The following is a 23,091-nucleotide window of genomic DNA, read 5'->3' as shown; positions in this document are numbered from 1 at the left end:
CACCATGGGTTAACTCAATGATCCGACACACAGTGCGCGCCCTCTGCGCCGCCTCACTCGTCATAGCACCGCTCGCTCTGAGCTCCCCCGCCCACGCCGTGACGTCGTGCACGGTCAACGGCAGTCCCGTCTCGGGCCCCACCGTGAACGGCACGCCCGGCAACGACGTGATCCTCTGCGCCACGGTCGACGCCGGCGCCACGGTCAACGGCCTCGGCGGCGACGACAACATCGTCGTCGCGGGCTCGGTCAACGGCACCGTCAGCGGCGGAGCCGGAAGGGACCACCTGTCGGGCGCCGCGTCCGGCTCGGTCAGCGGCGTCGTCAGCGGCGACGGCGACGGCGACGGCGGGGACGACTACATCACCGTGGTGGGCGTCGTCACGCCCAGCGGCGACATTCTGGGCGGCGCCGGAAACGACTTCCTGCTCGTCGGCGTGAACAACGGCCTCGTCGACGGAGGCGACGGCTCCGACTTCTGCCGGGTCGTCTCCGGCAACGACCCGGTCGGCCTCGAATACCCGCTCTGACAAACGAACCGCTCGCCGCGGGACAGGGCGCCCCGCGGCGAGCGGCGTGTCGGGGCGTTCTCAGCGCGCCGTCGACTCGTGCACGTACTCCACCAGCCGCGTCAACGCGTCCGGGTCCGTCGTCGGCAGCACGCCGTGTCCGAGGTTGAACACATGGCCCTCCAGGCCCGCCGCCGCGTCCAGCACCTCGCGTGCCTTGGTGCGCACCGCCTCCGGGGAGGAGAACAGCACGGCCGGGTCCAGGTTCCCCTGGAGTGCCTTGCCCGGGCCCACCCGGCGGGCGGCCTCGTCGAGGGGGACGCGCCAGTCGACGCCGACCACGTCCGCGCCCGCTTCGCCCATGAGGCCGAGGAGCTCTCCCGTGCCGACGCCGAAGTGGATGCGCGGGACGCCGTAGGAGGCGACCGAGTCGAAGACCTTCGCGGAGGCGGGCATCACCGAACGCCGGTAGTCGGCGGGCGCGAGGGCACCCACCCAGGAGTCGAAGAGCTGGACGGCGGACGCGCCGGCCTCGATCTGGACCTTGAGGAAGGCGGAGGTGATCTCCGCGAGGCGGTCCAGCAGGTCGGCCCACAGCTGCGGGTCGCCGTACATCAGGGCCTTGGTGTTCTCGTGATTGCGGGAGGGCCCGCCCTCCACGAGGTAGCTCGCGAGGGTGAACGGCGCACCCGCGAAGCCGATCAGCGGGGTCGTACCGAGCTCTCCGGTGAGCGCCCGGATCGCCTCGGTGACGTAGGAGACGTCGTCCGGTGTCAGGTCCCGCAGCCGTGCCAGATCGGCGCGGGTGCGGATCGGTTCGGCGACGACCGGGCCGACGCCCGGCTTGATGTCGAGGTCGACGCCGATGGCCTTGAGCGGAACCACGATGTCGCTGAAGAAGATCGCCGCGTCGACCTTGTGCCGCCGTACCGGCTGCAGCGTGATCTCGGTGACGAGGTCGGGCCGCATGCACGAGTCGAGCATCGGGATGCCCTCGCGCACCTTCAGGTACTCGGGAAGCGAGCGCCCGGCCTGCCGCATGAACCAGACCGGCGTGTGCGGCACGGGTTCACGCCGGCACGCCTTCAAGAACGCTGAGTCGTACGTCATCTTCTGCCGGTCCCGGGTCGGGGTGTCCCCCGCTCGGGCGGAGCCTCGAGTCAGGGGAAGGTCGTTGGCGCTCACGTCCAGAATCTTCGCACGTGCAGAAGAAGTGGCCGCCCCGGGCCGGGTGTCCCTCCCTGCGCGACGACCCCGTTCCCCTTACTCTTCCCCGCATGGCTGCGGCTCAGGGACATTTTTCCGATCATTCCAACGGCAACGATGCGCCGGAAAGCACGGAGCAGGGCGGGGTGCCGAGCGCGTTCCTCCAGGCGGTCGACGCCTTGCGGTCCGCTCGGCTGCGAGCGGAGATCGAGATCGATCCGACCCGGCCGCCGCAAAAGCTCGCCCCGCACGCCTACGCTCTCGAGGCCGCGGTCGTCGACGGCGAGGACGATCTCGCCGACGGCCGGCTCGTCCTGCTGCACGACCCCGCGGGCCACGACGCCTGGCAGGGCACCTTCCGTCTGGTGACGCTGGTCCGGGCGGAGTTGGAGCCGGAGATGGCGGCCGACCCGCTGCTGCCGGAGGTCTGCTGGTCCTGGCTGACGGGCGCGCTGGAGGCGCGCGGGCTGGCGTACGGGGAGCCGAGCGGCACCGTCACCCGAGCGGGTTCTCACTATTTCGGTGGACTGTCCGACCGCCGCCCTGCGACCCAGATCGAGATCCGCGCGTCATGGACGCCGCGGGAGGATGCGGAGGGCGTCCCGGACACGGCCGCACACCTTGCTGCCTGGTGCGATCTGCTCTGCCAGGTCGCCGGGCTGCCCCCGTCGCCGGCTGGTGCCGCGGACGGCACGACGGGTGTGGTGAGCCTTCCCCAACGGCGCGGGCCGCAGCAGCCCTGAACGGCGGGCCGCGTACGCCCCGGGACACTGGCGCGGGGCCGTGCCACCACGCGCCCCGCCCGCACCGAACAGGCAGCCGCGGCGCTGCTCGCTCGTAGGATGATCGATAACCTGTCCGAATTGCCCCGATTGTTACTCACTAAATCGTGATCATTCTCTAAAGGCGGGCGGGTTTGGTGCCGAAGAGGTCAATGACCTAACTGCACGGTTCGCCCCGGCTTCACCCCCGAGCCGGCTCCGTCCCCACCTTTCCAGGAGGCCTGGTGTCCGTTCTTCTCGAGCAGCCCGCAAGCCTGGTCGCCTACCGCCCGAACAAGCCGACGGCCATGGTCGTCGTGGCCGACCCGCGCGTCCGTTCCACCGTCACCCGCCACCTGTGGGCACTCGGGGTCCGCGACGTGATCGAGGCGTCGTCCATCGCGGAGGCCCGTCCCCGCGTCGGCAACCCGCGCGACATCTGCGTGGCCGACGTCCACCTGCCCGACGGTTCCGGGCTGACCCTCCTGTCCGAAACGCGCGCCGCGGGCTGGCCCAACGGGCTCGCGCTGTCCGCCGCCGACGACATCGGCGCCGTGCGCAACGCCCTCGCCGGCGGGGTCAAGGGCTACGTCGTCACCGGCACCCGCACCAACATCGGCCACCCCACCCGCCCCGGCGTCGCTCCCCTCGGCTCCGCGGCCGGCCGTATGCACCGCCGCCCCCCGGGTGTCCCGAGCCACCCGGGCGGCTACCGCGAGCTGTCCGGCCGCGAGGTCGAGGTGCTTCGTCTGGTGGCGGAGGGCCAGTCGAACAAGGCGATCGGCGTCTCGATGGGCCTGTCCGCACTGACGGTCAAGAGCCACCTCGCCCGTATCGCGCGCAAGCTGGGCACGGGTGACCGGGCCGGGATGGTGGCGGTGGCTCTGCGTACCGGCATCATCCACTGAAACGCCCGACACATCTCGGTGCCCGTCGACGGAACGTTCCGTCGGCGGGCGCGTTGCGTCGGCGGGCGCGTTGCGTTCGCACCCCTTGAGCTGTTCGACTCCTGGCCTGACCCGGGCGGCGGCCCCCTTGCGAGCTGCCGTCTCGATGAGCGGATGTGCGACTCGAATCGCCGGAGCCGCGGGTACAGCCGTCGAAGGCCTCCAGAACGTCTCGTACGGGACCGTGTGATGCCGAGCGGCGTCACCGAGCACCCCGACACAGATGTCACGGACGGCGCGGGGCAGGGGCAAAGTCCGGTTCGTCACGGAGGGGATGGGTGGCCTCGCTGGTCACGGGCAAACCGATCTCGGCCTTCGAAGTACGGGAAGCGTGTGCGAGGTGACCATCGAGGGCACGTCCGGGGCACTCGGTAGCAGCAATCGCAGGGAGACGTCGAAAACCACTGAGAGGCGTTTTCGCAGGTCAGCGCGGCCCCTGCTCGAAGGTGCAGGTCAGGAGGCCGGGCGGGCAGATACCCTTGACTCGTGACCGACGCCCAAGAGACCGCAGCGCAGACATCACTGCGAACCACCGGGGGCGCTCCTCCGGACGACGGCGTACCCTCCGACGGGCTGCCGATCCCCCTGTTGGAGCCCCGTGACGGCATCCCGCCGGTGGTCGCCGACCAGGACGCGCTCGCCGAGGTGATCGCGGCCTTCGCCGCGGGCACCGGCCCCGTCGCCGTCGACGCCGAACGCGCCTCCGGCTACCGCTACGGCCAGCGCGCCTACCTGGTGCAGCTGCGCCGCGAAGGCGCGGGCACCGCGCTCATCGACCCGGTGGGCTGCCCCGATCTGTCCGAACTCGGCGAGGCCCTCGCCGACACCGAGTGGATCCTGCACGCCGCCACCCAGGACCTGCCCTGCCTGCGCGAAATAGGCATGGTGCCGACACGGCTGTTCGACACCGAGTTGGCCGGCCGCCTCGCGGGCTTCCCGCGCGTCGGGCTCGGCGCGATGGTCGAGGGCGTTCTCGGCTACGCGCTGGAGAAGGGCCACTCCGCGGTCGACTGGTCCACCCGTCCGCTGCCCGAGCCATGGCTGCGGTACGCCGCCCTCGACGTGGAGCTCCTGGTCGACCTGCGGGACGCGCTGGAGAAGGAGCTGGAGCGGCAGGGGAAGCTGGACTGGGCGGTCCAGGAGTTCGCCGCGATCGCCTCGGCCCCGCCGGCGCCCCCGCGGAAGGACCCCTGGCGTCGTACCTCGGGTATGCACAAGGTGCGCCGACGCCGTCAGATGGCGGCCGTACGGGAGCTGTGGACGGCCCGCGACAGGGTCGCGCAGCGGCGCGACGTGTCGCCGGGCAAGGTGCTCGGCGACGCCGCGATCATCGAGGCGTCGCTCGCGCTGCCGGCGAACGTGCAAGCCCTGACGGCCCTGCCCGGTTTCGGGCACCGGATGGGACGGCGTCAGCTGGAGCAGTGGCAGGCTGCCATCGACCGGGCCAAGGCCCTGCCGGATGCCGAACTCCCCCAGCCGGGCCAGCAGGTGGCCGGTCCGCCGCCGCCCCGCGCCTGGGCCGACAAGGATCCGGCGGCAGCCGCACGTCTGTCGGCTGCGCGTACGGCGGTGTCCGCGCTGGCCGAGGAACTGAACGTGCCCCAGGAAAACCTGATCACGCCCGACACGGTGCGCCGGGTCTGCTGGGAGCCGCCGGCACCGGTGACCCCGGAGTCGGTGGCGCATCTGCTGACTTCGCTGGGCGCGAGGAAGTGGCAGATCCTGCTGGTCGCTCCACTGCTGGTGGGCGCACTGGTGGCGGGCCCGGCGTAGGGCCCGCCGGGCGCCGTCTGCTCCACGGACGCGCCTCACCGGCCTCCGGCCCATGTGCCCTTCCCGTCGACCGTCGACCGGGGGCTCACCCGAGCGCGGTTCCTGCCGGGTACCGCGACAGGCCTGCCGCCTGCCGTCCCGGCGGGACGCCGGCCCTTTTGGCAAGTGGCCGCACCCGGCCGCCGCCCGCGAGCGCACGACGCTCGCTGCGCGTGCCGCGTGCCCGCCCCTGGGCGGCACAGCCGGAGCGTGCCCGCGCGGGCCGCCACGATCGGGGAGCCCTGCCGACGCGGCTGCCCGCGGCATGAAACCCCTCCTCGGGCAGGTGCCCAAACAAGCGCCGCCTGCGCGGGCACGACGCTCGGTGCCGCATGCTGCCCCCGCTGGCCCAGCGCCCGCCGACACGGCTGAACGGCACAACCAGAGCGCCGCCCGAGCGAGGGCACAACGCTCGGTGCCACGTGCCGCGTACCGCCTCTGGCCCAGCACCCGCCGACACGGCTGAACGGCACAGCCAGAGCGCCGCCCGAGCGAGGGCACCGCGATGAGGCCCGTTGCCCGGCCCGAACAGGCCCCGTGCTCGGGGGTCCTCCGTCCGGGACGCCGTACCGCGCCGAAGCGTTGCCTCGTCGGGCGTCCCCGGTCAATGTGCCGGCGTTCCGCCTCCCGAGCCGCCCGCGTCGCATGCCCGGACCCCAGCCTCCACCCGGCTCGGAAGGGCCTCGCAGAGCACCGGTGAGGGCACCCTGAACGTGTGACCTTCACCGCCCCGCCTCCAGGGGGCTGGGCAGCATGGTTACCCGTAAGTAGCATGGGGGAAGCAAGCGCACGCTCAGGCGTTGCGCGCCGCAGCAGTGCAACCCCGCACCCTGGAGGAGAGCCATCGTGCCTCGTACCGTCAGGGATGTCGTCTTCGTCGACGGCGTCCGCACCCCGTTCGGCAAGGCGGGCCCGAAGGGCATCTACCACGAGACCCGCGCCGACGATCTCGTCGTGAAGGCCATCCGGGAGCTGCTGCGGCGCAACCCGGCTCTCGACCCGAAGAAGATCGACGAGGTCGCCATCGCCGCGACCACGCAGATCGGTGACCAGGGCCTCACCCTCGGCCGTACCGCCGGTATCCTCGCCGGGCTGCCGCAGTCCGTGCCGGGCTACTCCATCGACCGCATGTGCGCCGGTGCCCTCACCGCCGTCACGAGCGTCGCCGGCTCCATCGCCTTCGGCGCGTACGACGCCGTCATCGCCGGCGGTGTCGAGCACATGGGCCGCCACCCCATGGGCGAGGCCGTCGACCCGAACCCGCGCTTCGTCAGCGAGAAGCTCGTCGACGAGTCGGCCCTGTTCATGGGCATGACCGCGGAGAACCTGCACGACCGGTACCCGCACATCACCAAGCAGCGCGCCGACGAGTACGCCGTGCGTTCGCAGGAGAAGGCCGCCAAGGCGTACGCCGACGGCAAGATCCAGCAGGACCTCGTGCCGGTCTCCGTGCGCCGCACCAACCCCGACGTCGGCGAGACCGGCTGGGGTCTGGTCACCGCCGACGAGCCGATGCGTCCGGGGACGACCCTGGAGAGCCTGGCCGGTCTGAAGACGCCGTTCCGCGTCCACGGCCGCGTCACCGCCGGTAACGCCGCCGGTCTCAACGACGGTGCCACCGCCTCGATCATCGCCTCCGAGGACTTCGCCCGCGAGCACAACCTCCCGGTCAAGATGCGCCTCGTCTCGTACGCCTTCGCCGGCGTCGAGCCGGAGGTCATGGGCTACGGGCCGATCCCGGCGACCGAGAAGGCCCTCGCCAAGGCCGGCCTGTCCATCGAGGACATCAACCTCTTCGAGATCAACGAGGCGTTCGCCGTCCAGGTCCTGGCCTTCCTGGACCACTACGGCATCGCCGACGACGACGCGCGCGTCAACCAGTACGGTGGCGCCATCGCGTTCGGTCACCCGCTGGCCTCGTCCGGCGTGCGTCTGATGACGCAGCTCGCGCGGCAGTTCGAGGAGCAGCCCGAGGTCCGTTACGGCCTCACCACCATGTGCGTCGGCTTCGGCATGGGCGCCACGGTCATCTGGGAAAACCCCCACTGGGAGGGCAAGTGAGCACCACCGCTGAGCTGTTGAAGGGCGCCGCGGAGCTCTTCCCCGACGAGGTCGTCACGCAGGCGCACGTGCGCCACCTCGACCTCCCCGCCGGCGCCGGGCGCTTCGCGCTCATCACGCTGGACAACGGCCTGGACCACACCAAGCCGACCACCTTCGGACCGCAGTCGCTCGCGAACCTGAACACCGCGATCGACCAGGTGGAGAAGGAAGCCGCCGAGGGCACGATCGTCGGTGCCGGTATCACCGGCAAGCCGTTCATCTTCGCCGTCGGCGCCGACCTCAAGGGCGTCGAGCTGCTGAAGCGCCACGAGGACGCGCTCGCCATCGGCAAGGGCGGCCACGACGTCTTCAAGCGCCTCGCGGGTCTCGCGGTCCCGACCTTCGCGTACTACAACGGCGCTGCCATGGGCGGCGGTGTCGAGGTCGGTCTGCACTGCTCGTACCGCACCGTCTCCCAGGCGATCCCGGCCTTCTCGCTGCCCGAGGTCTTCCTCGGTCTCGTCCCGGGCTGGGGCGGCTGCACCATCCTGCCGAACCTGATCGGCGCGGACCGCGCGGTCTCGGTCGTCATCGAGAACTCGCTCAACCAGAACAAGCAGCTCAAGGGCAAGCAGGTCTTCGAGCTCGGCATCGCCGACGCCATCTTCGAGGGCGCCGACTTCCTGGAGCAGTCCCTGCTGTGGACCGCCAAGGTCCTCACCGGTGAGATCGCCGTCGAGCGCGCCGACGTCGACCGCGGCGAGGCCTGGGACCAGGCCGTCGCCCGCGGCCGCTTCATCGCGGACTCCAAGGTGCACGGCGCCGCCCCTGCCGCCTACCGCGCCCTCGACATCATCGAGGCCGCCAAGGACGGCGACCTGCAGAAGGGCTTCGACGCCGAGGACACCGCCCTCGCTGACCTCATCATGGGCGGCGAACTGCGCTCGGGCATCTACGCCTTCAACCTGGTGCAGAAGCGCGGCAAGCGCCCCGCCGGCGCGCCCGACAAGAGCCTGGCCCGCCCGGTCACCAAGGTGGGCGTCGTCGGCGCCGGCCTGATGGCCTCCCAGCTGGCGCTGCTGTTCCTGCGTCGCCTGGAGGTGCCGGTCGTGCTGACCGACATCGACCAGGAGCGCGTCGACAAGGGTGTGGGCTACGTCCACGCCGAGATCGACAAGCTGCTCGGCAAGCGCCGGATCAACCAGGACAAGGCCAACCGCCTCAAGGCCCTGGTGACCGGTGTGCTGGACAAGGCCGAGGGCTTCGCGGACGCGGACTTCATCATCGAGGCCGTGTTCGAGGAGATGGGCGTCAAGCAGACGGTGTTCGCGGAGGTCGAGGCGGTCGCCCCGGCGCACGCGATCCTCGCCACCAACACCTCCTCGCTGTCGGTCTCGGAGATGGCCGCCAAGCTCAAGCACCCGGAGCGCGTGGTCGGCTTCCACTTCTTCAACCCGGTCGCCGTCCTCCCGCTGCTGGAGATCGTGCGTGGTGAGAAGACGGACGACGCCTCGCTGGCCACCGCGTTCGGTGTCGCCAAGAAGCTGAAGAAGACCGCGGTCCTCACCAAGGACGCCCCGGCGTTCGTCGTGAACCGCATCCTGACCCGCTTCATGGGCGAGATCCAGAACGTCATCGACGAGGGCACCCCGGTCGCCACCGCCGAGAAGGCCATCGAGCCGCTCGGTCTGCCGATGTCGCCGCTGGTACTGCTGGAGCTCGTCGGCCCGGCCATCGGTCTGCACGTCTCGGAGACCCTGAACAAGGCGTTCCCGGACCGCTTCAAGGTCTCCCCGAACCTGAAGGCGGTCGTCGAGGCGGGCAAGCGCGGCTTCTACGTGTACGACTCCGGTAAGCCGGAGCTGGACCCGGAGGTCGCCGCCCTTCTGAAGCAGGGCGACACCGTCCTGACGGAGGAGCAGGTGCGCGATCGCGTCCTGGACGCGGTGGCGCAGGAGATCGGCCTGATGCTGGACGAGGGTGTCGTGGCCGAGGCGCAGGACATCGACCTGTGCCTGATCACGGGCGCCGGCTGGCCCTTCCACCTGGGCGGCATCACGCCGTACCTGGACCGTGAGGGTGTCTCGGAGCGTGTGAACGGCAAGCGGTTCCTGGCGCCGGGCGTGGCCAGCGTCCCCGCGTAAGTACCGTCAAAACGGCGAACGGGCCGTACGGGAGAGATCCCGTACGGCCCGTTCCGCGTGTACGGCGCCGGTCAGAGGCGCTTGGCGCTGCGCAGGGTCGTCGCGTAGAAGCCGTTGCCGTCGAGGCGGGACGTGCCGCCCTTGTCGCCGATCGTCGGGCCGTTCGCTTCCTCGCGGCTGGAGACGAACATCATGTGGCCGTCGGTGTCGTGGCCGAGGTAGATGCCGATGTGGTCGAGGCGCTTCTTGGTACGCGTGTCCAGGTCGAAGAAGACCAGGTCGCCCGGCTGCAGCACGCCCAGTGCGGTGGGCCGGTCGGAGGCGCCCAGACCCTTGAGCGGGATGACCTCGGCGCCGATGTCGGAGCGGGCCATGCCGTCGGCGGTGCGCGGCAGGCCGTCGCCCACCCTGTCGGAAGCGGCGAGCGGGTAGCGGGCGCGGTAGCCCCACACCAGTCGCATGAAGCCGGAGCAGTCGACCGCGCGGGCGCGTTCGGTCTCGGGCTGCATGGACGTCCCGTCACGGAAGGTGTACGGGATGCCGAGGTAGTCGTAGAAGTCCGAGGCCTCCTTGCGAAGGTCGTTGCCCTCGCTGCCGTTCGGGTTGAGCGGTCCGAAGGAGGCGTCGCCCGTGTAGGCGATCCCCTCGTCGTCCTTCTTCACTGGCGCGCCCTCGACATACTGGAAGGCCGTCGCGAAGACGTCGTCCTCCTCGCTGCCGTAGAACTCCTTGAACCAGTCCTTGAACCACTGCTCCTTCTCGGCACCCTTGCGCCAGGGCTCCGGCATCAGCCGCACCCAGTCCTCGGTCACCACACGGGACTTGGTGTTGGCCGCCTCGGTGAAGATACGGCTCGGGCCCTTGAGGGTCGCGGTGCGGGCGTCGTCGGTGAAGGTCGCGAGGACCTGTCCGCCTTCGCCGAGCAGTACGGAGCGCTCGGGGTTCTTCAACCGCTCCCAGGTCTGCTTGCCGCCCTTCTGCCCGGTGCTCGACTCCAGGAGAGGGGTGTCGGTGACGGCCTGGACGGCCGGCGCCTTGGCCTGCTCGTCCTTGCGCAGCTCCACGGTCAGGTAGGCGCTCGATGCGAGCAACCCCAGTACGACCGCCGCGTGCACGGCAGGCCTCTTCTTCTTCGCCATGATGGATACGGCTCCGGTGGTCAGACGGACGGCATGACGCCGAGGAGGATCCCGGCGGTGAGAACGACATAGGCCATGAGCGTCACCGAGCCGGTGGCGAGCAGGGTGGGCCCCTTGGGCTGGCGGACCAGCTGGTAGGCGATCAGGCCGGGGACGATGAAACCGAGTGTCTGGTTGCTGTACATCAGCGGGAATTCGAGCGACAGCACGATCATCAGCGTGGCCTGGAGGGTGACGCCCGTGAGCACGACGGCGGCGAACAGCCGCTTGCCGTAGAGGATCACGAAACGCTGCATCAGCAGGGTGCAGACATAGGTGAGGACGGTGACACCGACCACCATCGCGGCACGCTGGAGATCCTCGACGAGGGTGAGGGCGAGCCAGCCCGGGGTGATCATGCCGCCGGGCGAGAGGTTGGTCGTCAAATAGCAGACCAGGGAGAAGAGCAGCCCCAGTGCGATGCCGACGGCGGCGATCTCGGGGGTGAGGACGGAGGGAATCAACGCTGTTCTCCTGGGCTGTACCACTGCTGGTCGGTGTCTTCGGCGATCGGCGCCGGGGGGCGGCGCGGCTCGAACAGCCCGCTCCCGCGCGGCAGGTGTGGTTCGGGTCCGGGCACCGGCTCCGAAGATGGCACCGGTTCGTGGGACGGCTCCGACCGGCGGCGCTGCACGGGCACGTTCTGCTGATGCGCGTACCGCTCTTCATAGGCCGGCGAGTACGGCTGGTACGGATCGATGCGCGGGGCGTACAGCTGCATCGTCTCCGTCGGATCCGCAGGCACGGGGACGGGTGCGGGTACGCCCTGCCGCGCCGGCGGTTCGGTGTCGCTCTCGTCGGCCGGGAGCTCGGCGAGGTGCTCCAGGAGCAGTTCGCCCTGTCCGTGGATGTTGCCGATGGCGACGAGGGAGGAGTCGGGGCTGATGCGGCCGAGGAGTTCGGCCATGAACTCCTCGGGGTCGCGCCGGTCGCCTCCCAGGTCGACCGCGCGCGAGCGGAACTCGGCGGGGATCGCGTCGATCGCCGACCTGGCGGGGTGGCCGATGACGAAGACCTGCTCGGGGTCGAGGTCAGGGATGATCTCGCCCATCTGGCCGTTGCGTTCGACACGGTCGGGGCGGCAGTTGATGACCACGTTGAGCGGCCGTTCGATGGCGCCCAGGTCCAGCAGCTGGTTGATGTTCATCAGCGTCGACTCGGGGTCGTTGGCCGCGAAGACGTTGGCGAAGCGCAGCCGCTTGCCGTCCGCGGTGGTGTACCGCTCGACGGACAGCACACCCGGGTCGGGCGGCGCGTCGTACATGCCTTGCAGGGCCGTCTGCCGTTCCACGCCGAGGAGTTCGGCGACGGTCAGCGCGATGGCGACGTTCTCCTTGAAGGTGAACCAGCTGAAGCCGCGCAGTTCTTCGTCGCTGACGGATTCCGGGTCGGCGTAGACGAGCTGGCAGTCCCGTGCGTCGGCCTCCTCCTGGAGGATGCCGAAGCGCTCCTTCTCGGCGGTGACGCAGATGCCGCCCTCCGGCATGGACCGGCACAGCGATCGGGCCACGTCGTCCAGGGTCGGGCCCATCTCGGCGAGGTGGTCCTCACGGACGTTGCAGAGCACGCCGATCGTGGAGCGGATCAGCTTCGACTGGTTGATCTCCTGGAGTGCGGGCATGACGGCCATGCACTCGATGACCAGGGCGTCGGGGTTGTACGCGGCGGCGCGGCGCACGATGCCGATCTGCTCGACGACGTTGGCGATGCCGAACTTGCGGTAGACGGGCTCCTCGGTGGCATCGGGGTGGATGAACCGGGCGGCGGTGCCGGTGGTCTTGGCGACCGTGACCAGCTCGCCGCCGCGCAGGGCGCCCGCGCACAGCCGGGTGATGGACGACTTTCCGCGGATGCCGTTGACGAGCACACGGGTCGGGATGTGCTCCAGGTTGGCGAAGTGGCGCCGCTGTTCGACGACACCCGCGATCAGCAGGACGGCGCCGCACACCACCAGGACGGTGTAGAGGAAGAGCAAGGGTCAGATCCTTCCGGCGGGGTGGGGCACGTCGTCCCGCTTGCGTTGCTGGGCCGGCAGCTGCTGCCGGATCAGCTCAAGGCTGCGGACGACGGCGCCCACCTCGTCGTGGTGGCGCGGGTAGAGAACAGTGCGTCGGTCACCGTCGGCGAGCGCCTCGGCCTGCCCGGCGAGGGCCCGCAGCGGACGTACGACGACGATGAACAGCCAGCCCAGGCAGGCGGTGGCCGCGGTGACGCCGAGCAGGCCCGCCAGAACCGTGCGGTTCTGAAGGTGGTACTCGGCGATCGCAAGGCGGGACGCGGGCTGCCAGCTGACCACGGTCCAGCCGAGGGACTCGGCCGCGCCGCCGCCGGTGAACGGGGCTGCCGCCGCGATCTGGATGTCGCCGCCGTCGCGGTACAGCACGCCGCTGGGCCGGGGGCTCGTGCCGACCTTCTGGTTGGTGCCTTCGACGAGCGCGTCGAGGCGGCTGCCCGGCAGTCCCTGGAATGCCCGGTAGCCGGTGTTCCCGGCAACGATGCGGCGCTCGGTGTCGACGACGCGGACGACGCCGAGTCCAGGACGCTTGAGCAACAAGTTGATGAAGTCGATCCGGAATTCGCCGACGACTGCGGCTCCGCGTCGGCCGGGTATCTCGGCGGTGCCGACGACGACCGGTTCCTCGCTGCTGTCATCGAGGACCCGGATGGGCCGGTCGGACGGGCTCTCGCCCTCGGGGCTGCGGGGGTCGCCACCGGTCTCGGCGAGGACGCGTCCGTCGGCGTCGAGCACGTACAACGACTCGTACCGCAAGTGCTGGTTCGCCGTCCGTTCCAGCACCTCGGTCATCTCGGAGGGCTGGGTGCGGTCCCCGATGAGGGTGGCGACCGACAGGAGGTCGGCATGCCCCTCGTTGAGGGAGCGGCGCACCCTGTCGGCGAGGGTGTCTGTGCGTTCGCGCTGGTCATTGACGATCTGCTGCGGTACGACGACGGTGTCGCCGGCCCGGTTGAGCAGCAGCAGGAGCGGGGCGCACCACACAAGCAGCAGTACTCCGCAGACGGCGAGGAGGCTGCGGCTGCCAAAGCGCCGGCGCCGGGTGTCCGTCGCGGGGGTGGGCTCGCCGAGCAACTGGTGCCGGAGCCGTTCCAGCGCCTCCCCGATCCGGGCGGCCTCGCCGCGCCGGGGCACGGTCACGGGCCGGGCGAGATCGCCGCGGGTGAGGCGGCGGCTCTCCAGGAACAGCCGGATCAGGGGCCGTTGGACGGTGCCGATGAGCAGGGCGACGGTGACGCCGCCGATCAGGAGCAGGGCACCCGCCGCGAGGACGCCGAACAGGGGACTGCTGGCCGCCGTGGTGTCCTCGGCGACCTTGACCATGGCGACGACTGTCAGTCCGAGGCTGCTGGCGACGGTGGACTCACCCGCCTCGGGGGCCGCCAGGGTCGCGTAGCCGGCGATGGAGCGGTCGCCGAGGTGGCTGCCGCCGATGAGGCTGCCGCTGACGCCCTGGAAGCCACCGGAGCCGGGCTCCTTGGACTTGATGGGGTGCTGCTTGGCCTTTTCGGTGGCGGCCGCGGCGAACTTCTTCAGTTGCTTGTTCGACTGGGCGACCTCTTCGCGCTGCAGGTCGGTGAGTACCTGCTCGGGCTCGGGGACGCCGTCCTGGCTGAGTACGCGGCCGTTCTGGTCGATCACGGCAATGGCCCGGAACCCACCCAGGCTGATGCCGGGGAACTTCAGTCCGCTGGAGGCGACGATCAGCTTCTGCGGCTCGCCCTCCCAGTGCAGCAGGCCGAAGGAGAGCAGCCGTGTCTCGCCGTTGGGCAGGCGGACCATACGCGGTGCGAGGCCTTGCTCGTCGCGGAGAGCCGAGCGGTCGATCGCGGTCAGCGGCACGTTCTCGCCGCGTGCGGCGAGCAGCCTGCCGGACGATATCTCGACGACGGCCGTGCCCAGCCACTTCTGGTAGACGTTCCCCAGCTTGTCGAGGACGGCGTCGGCAGGCACGGGGTCGGCAGCATTGAACAGCTCGGTGGTCCGGGCGAGGTCGGTGACACTTTCGTCGATGGAGGCACGCATGCCGACCGCGCCGTCCTCGGCGAAGTGCTGCTGCGAGGTGAGAACGGCCTTGGGCACGCGGTCGTGACCGACGCGTCCGAGGGAGAGGGCGGTGATGCCCGCCAGGGCAAGAAGCAGGACCGACAGGACGGCGATGGGCGGTCGGATTCCGCCCAGCAGTGACATGTCGGCCCTTCGGCGGGCTTTCTGCCGCCGCTTCGAGGGCGAAGCGGCCAACGAGGGCTCCTCTCGGAAAAATCGTGAACATCACAGGGCACGCACGGGCATGCGTCGTCGACACAACTCACGTGCGACCCGGTCACATTCGACTGATACAACACTCAAACGGTTGTACGGATGTGATCAGGGCTACACCGGAAATCCGCGGACTCATCACGGCAGCTCTTGCAGCGGCTCGAGACCGTCCTGGCCGGCGCCGCGGTTGAGCATCGTCCCCGCGGTGCGCTCGAAGGCGAGCCGGTAGCGCGAACGCCGCTGCTCGCCGAGTTTGTCGGCGTCGCGGAGGGTGGCCGCGACATCGATCAGCCGGTGGTTCTCGACGGCCCCTTCGGGCAGCGAGCCGGACTCGTCGGGGTCGGGCGGGATGTCCACGAACGTGGGCACGTACTTCGCCTTCACGTCCCATGTGCCATCGCGCTCGGTGAACTCGAACCAGCCGATGACGCCCTCCTCGGTCAGACCGGTCGGCACCTCGTGGCGCGCGACCTGGTTGCCGAGGCCGTAGGCGATCCACGTGCCGTCGACCTTCTCCATGGGCTGCACGACGTGGGCATTGTGGCCGATGATCAGGTCGATGCCGGTCTTCTCGGCGAGCTTGCGGCCCAGTCGCAGCTGGGAGCGGCTGGGATCGGGCCAGTTCTCGCGCCCCCAGTGGATGCTGAGGATGACCACGTCGGCGCCCTCCTCACGGGCCTTCTTCTCGGCGGCGGCGATGTGCGCGAAGTCCGTCCGGTTCGTGAGCCACGGCTTGTTCTCGGGGACCTCGAAGCCGTTGAAGCCGAACGCGTACGAGATCTGGGCGACCTTGACGCCCTTGACCTCGACGATCGCGGTCCTGGCCGCCTCCGCGGCGTTACGGGCGGAGCCAGTGTGCTTCAGCCCGGCCGCGTCCAGCGCGTCCAGGGTGCGCACCACTCCGGCGTAGCCGTGGTCGAGGGTGTGGTTGGAGGCGGTGGAGCACATGTCGTAGCCGGCGCCCTTGACGGCGGTGGTGATCTGCGGCGGAACGAGGAACGCCGGATGGCTCCGGAACGGCCCCTCCGGCTTGCCGACCACCGGCTCGAAGTGACAGATGCCGAGGTCCGCCTTGCTGATGACCGGTGCGACGCCGGACATCAGCGGCCCGAAGTCGAGGCCCTTGACCCCCTTGCCGGTCTCCTTGGCGTCCTTGCGTGCCTGCTCGGTGAGTTCCGGGTGAATGAGGATGTCTCCTGCGGCCGCGACGGTGAAGGCCCGGCCTGTCTCGCTGCCGGCAGAGGCGTCGTCGCCGTCCGAGCCGAGGGGGCCGCAGGCGGTGGCACCCGCGAGCAGAGCGAGCATGGCAAAGCCGGTCGTCACCGACCGGCGCGAGGATATTCTCGTCACTCAGATATCTTCGTATGACTATGACCACGAAGCGGACACGTCAGGTAACGATTACACCACTGATCATCCTGATCGCGGTTGTGGTCGCCGGATTCTGGGCACTGCTGGCAGTCGGCACCGGTTCCCCGGATCGTAGCGAGCGTCCCCGCGGAGGCGACAAGGCACCCGGGGATACGGTGGATCTGGCCCGCCGGATCGAGCGCTACACCGCGCGCTTCGACGAGGACTCCGGCTACCGGCGGCCCACACGCGCCGACCGCGAAGCTGTCGCCCGGGGCGTGGGGCTGCTGCTCGACGGCCGCCAGGACAAGGCCCGCGAGCAGCTGTCCGACGTGGACATGGATGTGCGGACCCTCGTCGACAGCGTCGGCGGACGACGCTACGCGGAGGTGGCCGACCGCAGCGACGACGGCCCCTCCCCCCGCGGCTGGGGGCGGATCTACGTCGGCCTGGACGCGCCCGCACGCTGGTCGGTGCAGGTGCCGCACCCGCGTTCCGACGAGGCCACCGAGCAGCTCGGTGTGGCCGTGCTGCGCGGCAGCCCGGGTGGCGTTCTGGTGATTGCGGGTGCGCATCGCAAGGCAGGCAGTGGTAACGCGTCGGATGTAGCGCACCGGCGGGACAGCGTGTTCCACGCGGTCTGCGACGAGCTCGTACGGCGTGGTGCACCCGGTCTCCAACTGCACGGATTCGCGAGCGGTTCGGCTCCCGACCACGACGTCGTCGCGTCCACGGGTGAGGGCTCCGCAGCGCGCGACGACGGCCGCGAGCTGGCGGATGCCCTGCGCGAGAAGGACTTCGACGTCTGCCGTGCCTGGGTGCGCAACTGTCCGCTGGAGGGGCGCACTAACGTTCAGGGACGCAGCGCGGCTGAGGCCGGCGTCCCGTTCCTCCACGTCGAGTTCAGCCGCAGGGTGCGGATGAGTTCCGAGGCGTCGGCGGAGGCGGCCGACGCACTGGTCACCGTGACGGACGCCTGGTCGGCGCGCCGCGGTGCGGAGTGACGGCGCACCGCACACTGCGCGCGCGTCATCCGCCCCGTCGCTGCCGCCCCTTCACACCAGCGGCTTCCAGCGGCCCAGCGCGAATCCGCCGGCCGCCGTCTTCTGACGCGTGGCCATCGGTACGCCGTCGCCGGTGAGGGCCATGGCGATCAGCCCGCCGTCGCTGTCCTCCCGCATGGCCAGCGGCATCGGGCCGTCCGTGCCGGTGGCGGCGCCGGTGGAGGTAGGGGTCCACCAGGCGCCCGCTTCCTCGTTCTCCGCGGGGTACGCCGCGAACGCGACCTCGGCCCCCTCGCCCGTCTCCTGGGCGAGGACCGTGCAGGGGTAGCCCTCGATCATCACCGGCGCGAGGTGGAGCGGACCGGTACCGGCCGCCTTCATCAGCGGCCGGGGATGCGGGTCCCGCTGCGGGGCCCAGACCTGGACGACTCCGTCGTCGTCGACGAAGAACAGAGAGACAGAGCCGGACACTGTGGCCAGCGCCGAGAGCGTGCCCGGCGCGGCATGCACGTCCAACCGGTCCGCCAGGGCGAAGGGGGCGCCCGGCTTCTCCTGCGTGTACCGCGCGATCGTCTCCTGGTCGGGCACGAAGATCTCGACGAGCCCTGCGCCGTCGACGGCCGCGGCCAACGACTCCTGGACTCCGGAGCCGCCGAGGTCCTGCCAGCGCCCCCAGCCACCGCGAGCCCCCTGGCTCCGGCAGCTGACGCCGGAACCGCCGTTGCGCAGGGCGACGTAGAGACGGCCTTCACCGTCGACGACGGCCGCCGGGTTGCCCGTCCACCGCGGAACCTTGTTGGGGTGCCCGAACACATCCCAGCCCAGCAGGGGACGCCCGGTCTGGAACTGCACTGCGTGCACCAGCTCGATGCCGTCTCCGGAGCCGACCGGACGCATGCCCACCAGGTGGATGTACCCGTCCGCTCCCTGGGCGACGGTGAGCCGGGGCAGCAGTCCCGGTGCGGGCAGCCGGTCGGGGCCGACCCAGCCCGCTCCCTTCTGCGTCCAGCGCAGTACCGCGCCTTCCGCGGGCGCGCAGGCGGTGAGCAGTCCGTCCCTGCCCCGGGTCAGCCAGTGGCCCGAGAGTCGTTCGGAGCCGGTCCACTCCGGCTCTCGGAGTGTCGTCGCACGCACAGCAGTCATGGCAGGTCCAGTGCGTCCAAACAGATCGGGTACGGGGTCGTTCATACCGCGTTCATTGTCTCAGCCCGGCTCCGGACGCTGCGCCGCGGCCCTGGGATGCTGGCCCCATGGACACAGTCGTGATCGTGGACGGCGCCAATGTGGTCGGCTCGGTGCCGGACCGGTGGTGGCGGGACCGCCACGGCGCCGCCGCACGGCTGCGGGACTCGCTGGCGGCTCCCGGCGGGCAGTCGGCGGCGACGGGTCCCGTGGAGATCGTTCTGGTCGTCGAAGGGGCCGCGCGGGGCGTCGCGTCGGTGCCCGGTGTGCGGGTGGAGGCGGCGTCCGGCAGCGGCGACGACCTGATCACAGAGCTGGCCGCGTCGGCAAGGGGTGCCGGGCGGCCCTGTGTCGTGGTCACCGCCGACCGGGAGTTGCGAGAGCGGGTGACGCGCTACGGAGCGCAGTGCGCCGGTCCACGCTCGGTACGCCGGCGCATGGACACCGCCTGACACGGACACGCTCCGGCCCCGTGCACACCGCTACGGGGCTGGAAGCCCGCTGCCGGATTGCCGCCGGTGGCTCTGGAACCGTGGGGGGTGCGCTGACCTGGTGGTGTCTGTGAGCACGTGCGGACGCCGGGCCCGGTGGGGGTGGCCCGGGCGCCCAGAGCGTGGCCATGCGGAGGGATGCATCCCGCCCCTGACCCCGGGGACGCTCAGAACCGGCGCCGAGTACGAACTCGACGTGCCGACCGGCTCCGGGCGGCCTGGTAGGGCGAGCTCACCCAGGTCTCACCCTCCGGCCCGGCGCGGGTTCTCCCCGGCCGGCCGCACTTCGAGGCCGACCGGAGCTGTGATCACGGCACCCGTGAGGAGGATGTCGGCCGTCCCTGCCGGCGCTGAATCTGTAGATTTGTATGACAGGGCAAGGTGCAGACCTGCCACTGGCCGTGCTTGTGCTCATCAGCCTCGCAGGCGAGGAAGACATGTCCGACCTGAGCGCGCCGATCCTGGCCACGTTTGTCGTCTATGTGCTGGTCATGATCGCAGTGGGTGTCTGGGCGTACCCCCGCACGCGCACCTTCGCCGACTTCGCCCTCGGCGGCCGCAGACTCAGCCCGCTGGCCGCCGCCCTGTCCGCAGGCGCCAGCGACATGTCCGGGTGGCTCTTCCTGGCGCTCCCCGGAGCCGTGTACGCGGCGGGCATCGGCGCCGGCTGGATCGCCGTCGGCCTGGCGATGGGCACCTACCTCAACTGGCTGTTCGTCGCGCCGAGACTGCGCACCTACACCGAGCGCGCCGGTAACGCCGTAAGCCTGTCGGCCTACCTGGAGGAGCGATTCGAAGACCGTACCCGGATGCTCCGGCTGGTCTCGGCGGCGGTCACTGTCGTGTTCTTCACCGTCTACGTCGCCAGTGGTCTGGTGGCCGGGGGGTTGCTGTTCGAGCAGGTCTTCGACGTCGACTTCGCGCTCGCGGTGTCCCTGACCGCCCTGGTGATCGTGGTCTATTCGTGCCTCGGCGGCTTCCTCGCGGTGAGCCTGACGCACGTGATGCAGGGCATTCTGATGTTCCTCGCCCTCATCGTGCTCCCGGCGATCAGTATCGGGGCGCTCGGTGGCTTCGGGGCGCTGAAGGACGCCCTGGACAGCAAGACGCCGGCCCTGCTGGACGTGGGGGCCGAGGCACGCTTCGCCGATGGTCAGTGGACGGCCGGCGGCTCCCTCGGCGCTGTGGCCATCGTTTCGCTGCTCGCCTGGGGCCTCGGCTACTTCGGTCAGCCGCACATCCTGGCCCGCTTCATGGGCATCCGCAGCACCCATGCCGTCCCGGCGGCCCGGCGTATCGGAACGGGCTGGGTGCTCGTCGTGCTCGCCGGCGCCATCCTCGTCGGCCTCGTGGGAGCCGGGCAGCTCGGCGCACCGCTGGAGAACCCGGAGACCGTTTACATCGCCTTGAGCCAGGCCCTGCTCAACCCCTGGGTCGCCGGGGCGATGCTGGTCGCCGTACTGGCCGCGATCATGTCGACCGCCGACAGCCAGCTTCTCGTGTCGTCCGTCGCGCTCACCGAGGACTTCTACCGGGCGTTCCTCCGTCGCCGGGCCTCGGACAGGTCGCTGGTGTGGGTCGGTCGCGGCACCGTGGTGGTGGTGATTCTGGTCGCCTGCCTGATCGCGCTCAACGGTGGCGGAGTGCTGAACATCGTCGCCTATGCCTGGGCCGGCTTCGGAGCGGCCTTCGGGCCGGTCGTCCTCCTGTCGCTCTACTGGCCGCGTATGACCTGGGCTGGGGCCATGGCCGGAATCGTGTCGGGCGCGGCCACGGTGCTTCTGTGGAAGAAGATCAATCCGCTGCTCGGGCCGTTCGAGTCGGGGATCTACGAGATGGTTCCGGGCGTGCTGGTCGCCACGGCCGCCGCGCTGGCCTTCGGCAGGTTCGTCGGCCGGCCACCGGAACGTGCCTTCTGGCGGATGCCAGGAGGCGGGGTCAGCCAGCTGAGGCTCGAACCGTTTCTCGCACACGCACCGGTCGGTGTGGCCGTCCTGGACACGGATCTGCGCTACGTCTGGGTCAACGACATCCTGTCGCGCCTGATCCCACTCGAACAACGGCTGGGGCGGCAGGTGCAGGAGGTGCTGCCGAGGCTGGAGGCGGAGGCGTTCGAGAAGAACATGCAGACGGTGCTTCGGACCGGGGCTCCGGTGATGGACTACGAGTTTCGCGGCCCCACGTACGCAGATCCCCACCGGGAGCGTGCGTACTCGGCCTCCTTCTTCGGGATGAAGGACCGCCACGGCCGGACCGTGGGTGTCTGGTACATGATCATCAGCGTCACCGAGCGCTGGCGGGCCCAGGAGCGCCTGGCCCTGCTCAACGACGCCAGTGCCCGTATCGGCAGCGCGCTGGATGTGCCGCTGACCGCGCAGGAGCTGGCCGACAACGCCGTGCCGTCCGTCGCCGACTTCGTCGCCGTGGACCTGCTGGACTCTGTCATCAGAGGCGAGGAACCGGACCCCGGGCCGGTCGACACCGGCCCCGTCATTCGTCGCGCGGGGCAGAAGTCGGTGCGCAAGGGCAGCCCGGAGGCGAGACTGGCCGTGGGGCAAGCGGTCCAGCGCGACCCGTCCTCGCCCGTCGCCCGCTGCCTGCTGGAGAGCAGGACCTTGGTGGAGGACCTGGATTCCTCCACCGGCTCGTGGGTGGCCATGGACCCGTCGCTGGGCGCCGTCATCCGCGAGTTCAAGTTCCGCTCGGTGATGGTGGTGCCGCTGCGGGCTCGCGGCGTCACCTTGGGCGTGGCGACGTTTGTCCGGTCCGGGCGTCTGGGCCCCTTCGAGGAGGACGACGTACGTCTCGCCGAGGAGCTCGTCTCCCGTGCGGCTCTGTGTGTCGACAACGCACGCCGTTTCACCCGGGAGCGCACCGCGGCCCGTTCGATGCAGCGCTACCTGCTGCCGCAGGAGCTGACAGGAGGATCCGCTCTGGAGGTGGCGTCGTGGTACTACCCGGCGGATGCGCCAAGCGGTGTGGGGGGTGACTGGTTCGACGTGATTCCCCTCTCCGGGACCCGGGTCGCCTTGGTCGTCGGGGACGTGGTCGGACATGGAATCAATTCCGCGGCGACCATGGGGCGGCTCCGCACGGCGGTACGCACCCTCGCCAACCTGGACCTGCCCCCCGACGAATTGCTGGCCCACCTGGACGACCTGGTCATCGGCCTCATGGAGGCACACGGCAGCGATGGGTCGGCGGCGGCCGAGAACGAGGGAGTGGGCGCCGCGATGATGGGCGCCACCTGCCTGTACGCCGTGTACGACCCGGTCAGCAGACAGTGCACGCTGGCCCGGGCCGGTCACCTCCCGCCCGTGATCGTCGGCCCCGAGGGCGCCGTCGACTTCTTGGACCTGCCCGCCGGACCGCCGCTCGGTCTCGGCTCCCTGCCCTTCGAATCCGTCACACTGGAGCTGGCCGAAGGCAGCCTCATCGGGCTCTTCACCGACGGCCTCATCGAGACCTGCGATCGCGACATCGACGTCGGGCTCTCCCGGCTCAGCAACGCCCTCGCGGTGACGCGGCCGACGCTGGAGGAGATCGGAGACAACGCGGTCAACGCTCTGCTGACCGGTCCGCCGTCCGACGACGTCGCCCTGCTCCTCGCCCGGACGCACCTCCTGGGCTCGGACCGGGTCGCCTCCTGGGACCTGCCCTCCGACCCCGCCGGCGTGGCGAATGCCCGCAGCCTCGCCGGTCGGACGCTGTCGGAGTGGGGCCTGGACGATCTGCTGTTCACCACGGAACTGATCGTCAGCGAACTGGTCACCAACGCCATCCGCCATGCGACCGGACCGATCTCTCTGCGCCTGATCCGGGACCGCGCCCTGATCTGCGAGGTCTCCGACGCCAGCAGCACCTCACCGCGCCTGCGCCACGCCCGGACCACGGACGAGGGAGGCCGGGGCCTGCTGATCGTCGCGCAGCTCGCCCGGCGATGGGGCACCCGCTACACGAAGACCGGCAAGATCATCTGGGCGGAAGAGGCCATTCCTGACGAACCGACGAGCTGATCCTGCGTCATGTGGCGCCGTACTTGCGCCTCCTCTCCCGATTCCGCCGGCAAAGCGCGTGCGCAGGACGCCAGGGGCGACCACCTGGCAGTGCGCGGAACTTGAGACCGACAACGACGGGCCCCGGAAGGTGCCGGGGCCCGTCGTTGTCGGCGCTCCTACCGGAGCCGCCGAT

16 protein-coding genes are annotated in these 23,091 nt (G+C 70.4%); 9 read left to right on the top strand and 7 right to left on the bottom strand.

What is annotated here, in order from left to right:
* Window positions 1-17: 17 nt before the first annotated feature.
* Window positions 18-530, top strand: a complete 513-nt coding sequence (locus J7E88_RS01800) for a hypothetical protein (protein ID WP_215176470.1) — start codon at window positions 18-20, stop codon at window positions 528-530.
* A 60-nt stretch (window positions 531-590) separates the two neighbouring features.
* Here J7E88_RS01800 and hemE read toward each other — a convergent pair whose 3' ends face one another.
* Complete coding sequence (gene hemE / locus J7E88_RS01795; protein ID WP_215177368.1) at window positions 591-1,619, bottom strand: uroporphyrinogen decarboxylase; 1,029 nt, start codon at window positions 1,617-1,619, stop codon at window positions 591-593.
* A gap of 167 nt (window positions 1,620-1,786) precedes the next feature.
* Here hemE and J7E88_RS01790 point away from each other — a divergent pair, with 167 nt between their 5' ends.
* The 5 genes from J7E88_RS01790 to J7E88_RS01770 all read left to right on the top strand — a co-directional run bounded on the left by J7E88_RS01790 (window position 1,787) and on the right by J7E88_RS01770 (window position 9,422).
* Window positions 1,787-2,458 (top strand): DUF3000 domain-containing protein, encoded by a 672-nt coding sequence (locus tag J7E88_RS01790; protein WP_215176468.1) that lies wholly within the window; start codon window positions 1,787-1,789, stop codon window positions 2,456-2,458.
* A 263-nt stretch (window positions 2,459-2,721) separates the two neighbouring features.
* Window positions 2,722-3,384, top strand: coding sequence for a response regulator transcription factor (locus J7E88_RS01785; protein WP_215176464.1), 663 nt, complete (start codon window positions 2,722-2,724; stop codon window positions 3,382-3,384).
* Window positions 3,385-3,909: 525 nt separating this feature from the next.
* Window positions 3,910-5,196, top strand: a complete 1,287-nt coding sequence (locus tag J7E88_RS01780; protein ID WP_215176462.1) for a ribonuclease D — start codon at window positions 3,910-3,912, stop codon at window positions 5,194-5,196.
* An 885-nt stretch (window positions 5,197-6,081) separates the two neighbouring features.
* Complete coding sequence (locus J7E88_RS01775) at window positions 6,082-7,296, top strand: acetyl-CoA C-acyltransferase (protein WP_215176460.1); 1,215 nt, start codon at window positions 6,082-6,084, stop codon at window positions 7,294-7,296.
* Window positions 7,293-9,422 carry a 3-hydroxyacyl-CoA dehydrogenase NAD-binding domain-containing protein gene (locus J7E88_RS01770; RefSeq protein ID WP_215176458.1) on the top strand — a complete coding sequence of 710 codons (2,130 nt, stop codon included), beginning with the start codon at window positions 7,293-7,295 and terminating at the stop codon, window positions 9,420-9,422. Before J7E88_RS01775 ends, J7E88_RS01770 begins: the two co-directional genes overlap by 4 nt.
* Window positions 9,423-9,493: 71 nt before the next feature.
* Here J7E88_RS01770 and J7E88_RS01765 read toward each other — a convergent pair whose 3' ends face one another.
* The 5 genes from J7E88_RS01765 to J7E88_RS01745 all read right to left on the bottom strand — a co-directional run bounded on the left by J7E88_RS01765 (window position 9,494) and on the right by J7E88_RS01745 (window position 16,178).
* Window positions 9,494-10,561 carry a C40 family peptidase gene (locus tag J7E88_RS01765; protein ID WP_215176456.1) on the bottom strand — a complete coding sequence of 356 codons (1,068 nt, stop codon included), beginning with the start codon at window positions 10,559-10,561 and terminating at the stop codon, window positions 9,494-9,496.
* A gap of 20 nt (window positions 10,562-10,581) precedes the next feature.
* Entirely contained in the window at window positions 10,582-11,064 is a 483-nt protein-coding gene (locus J7E88_RS01760) for a poly-gamma-glutamate biosynthesis protein PgsC/CapC (RefSeq protein ID WP_215176454.1), read from the bottom strand.
* The gene (gene pgsB, locus J7E88_RS01755; protein WP_215176452.1) at window positions 11,061-12,575 is read right to left on the bottom strand and encodes a poly-gamma-glutamate synthase PgsB; all 1,515 of its coding nucleotides are present in this window, start codon (window positions 12,573-12,575) and stop codon (window positions 11,061-11,063) included. Before pgsB ends, J7E88_RS01760 begins: the two co-directional genes overlap by 4 nt.
* A gap of 3 nt (window positions 12,576-12,578) precedes the next feature.
* Window positions 12,579-14,804: a HAMP domain-containing protein gene (locus J7E88_RS01750; RefSeq protein ID WP_215177365.1), complete on the bottom strand. Its 2,226-nt coding sequence runs from the start codon at window positions 14,802-14,804 to the stop codon at window positions 12,579-12,581.
* Between the two features lie 207 nt (window positions 14,805-15,011).
* Entirely contained in the window at window positions 15,012-16,178 is a 1,167-nt protein-coding gene (locus tag J7E88_RS01745) for a CapA family protein (RefSeq protein WP_215177363.1), read from the bottom strand.
* A 59-nt stretch (window positions 16,179-16,237) separates the two neighbouring features.
* On the opposite strand from J7E88_RS01745, the gene J7E88_RS01740 reads away from it, so the two are divergent.
* Complete coding sequence (locus J7E88_RS01740; RefSeq protein WP_251022000.1) at window positions 16,238-17,227, top strand: hypothetical protein; 990 nt, start codon at window positions 16,238-16,240, stop codon at window positions 17,225-17,227.
* Between the two features lie 51 nt (window positions 17,228-17,278).
* On the opposite strand, the gene J7E88_RS01735 is transcribed toward J7E88_RS01740, so the two are convergent.
* Window positions 17,279-18,370, bottom strand: a complete 1,092-nt coding sequence (locus J7E88_RS01735) for a hypothetical protein (RefSeq protein ID WP_215176451.1) — start codon at window positions 18,368-18,370, stop codon at window positions 17,279-17,281.
* A gap of 107 nt (window positions 18,371-18,477) precedes the next feature.
* Between J7E88_RS01735 and J7E88_RS01730 the strand changes: the two genes are divergently transcribed.
* On the top strand, window positions 18,478-18,861 hold the full coding sequence (locus J7E88_RS01730) for an NYN domain-containing protein (RefSeq protein WP_215176450.1): 384 nt from the start codon (window positions 18,478-18,480) through the stop codon (window positions 18,859-18,861).
* A 476-nt stretch (window positions 18,862-19,337) separates the two neighbouring features.
* Window positions 19,338-22,916 carry a sodium/proline symporter PutP gene (gene putP, locus J7E88_RS01725; protein ID WP_215176449.1) on the top strand — a complete coding sequence of 1,193 codons (3,579 nt, stop codon included), beginning with the start codon at window positions 19,338-19,340 and terminating at the stop codon, window positions 22,914-22,916.
* Window positions 22,917-23,091: the final 175 nt, after the last annotated feature.

This window comes from Streptomyces sp. ISL-10, assembly GCF_018614575.1.
GTDB lineage: Bacteria > Actinomycetota > Actinomycetes > Streptomycetales > Streptomycetaceae > Streptomyces.
The sequence above is the reverse complement of the archived record's forward strand: the minus strand, read 5'-3'. Positions and strand labels throughout refer to the sequence as shown.

Coding starts and splice junctions, on each gene's coding strand:
- hemE (WP_215177368.1), bottom strand. CDS start 1,619: ATGACGTACGACTCAGCGTTCTTGAAGGCGTGCCGGCGTGAACCCGTG.
- J7E88_RS01750 (WP_215177365.1), bottom strand. CDS start 14,804: ATGTCACTGCTGGGCGGAATCCGACCGCCCATCGCCGTCCTGTCGGTC.
- J7E88_RS01730 (WP_215176450.1), top strand. CDS start 18,478: ATGGACACAGTCGTGATCGTGGACGGCGCCAATGTGGTCGGCTCGGTG.
- putP (WP_215176449.1), top strand. CDS start 19,338: ATGTCCGACCTGAGCGCGCCGATCCTGGCCACGTTTGTCGTCTATGTG.
- J7E88_RS01740 (WP_251022000.1), top strand. CDS start 16,238: ATGACTATGACCACGAAGCGGACACGTCAGGTAACGATTACACCACTG.
- J7E88_RS01765 (WP_215176456.1), bottom strand. CDS start 10,561: ATGGCGAAGAAGAAGAGGCCTGCCGTGCACGCGGCGGTCGTACTGGGG.
- J7E88_RS01800 (WP_215176470.1), top strand. CDS start 18: ATGATCCGACACACAGTGCGCGCCCTCTGCGCCGCCTCACTCGTCATA.
- J7E88_RS01735 (WP_215176451.1), bottom strand. CDS start 18,370: ATGACTGCTGTGCGTGCGACGACACTCCGAGAGCCGGAGTGGACCGGC.
- J7E88_RS01790 (WP_215176468.1), top strand. CDS start 1,787: ATGGCTGCGGCTCAGGGACATTTTTCCGATCATTCCAACGGCAACGAT.
- J7E88_RS01745 (WP_215177363.1), bottom strand. CDS start 16,178: ATGCTCGCTCTGCTCGCGGGTGCCACCGCCTGCGGCCCCCTCGGCTCG.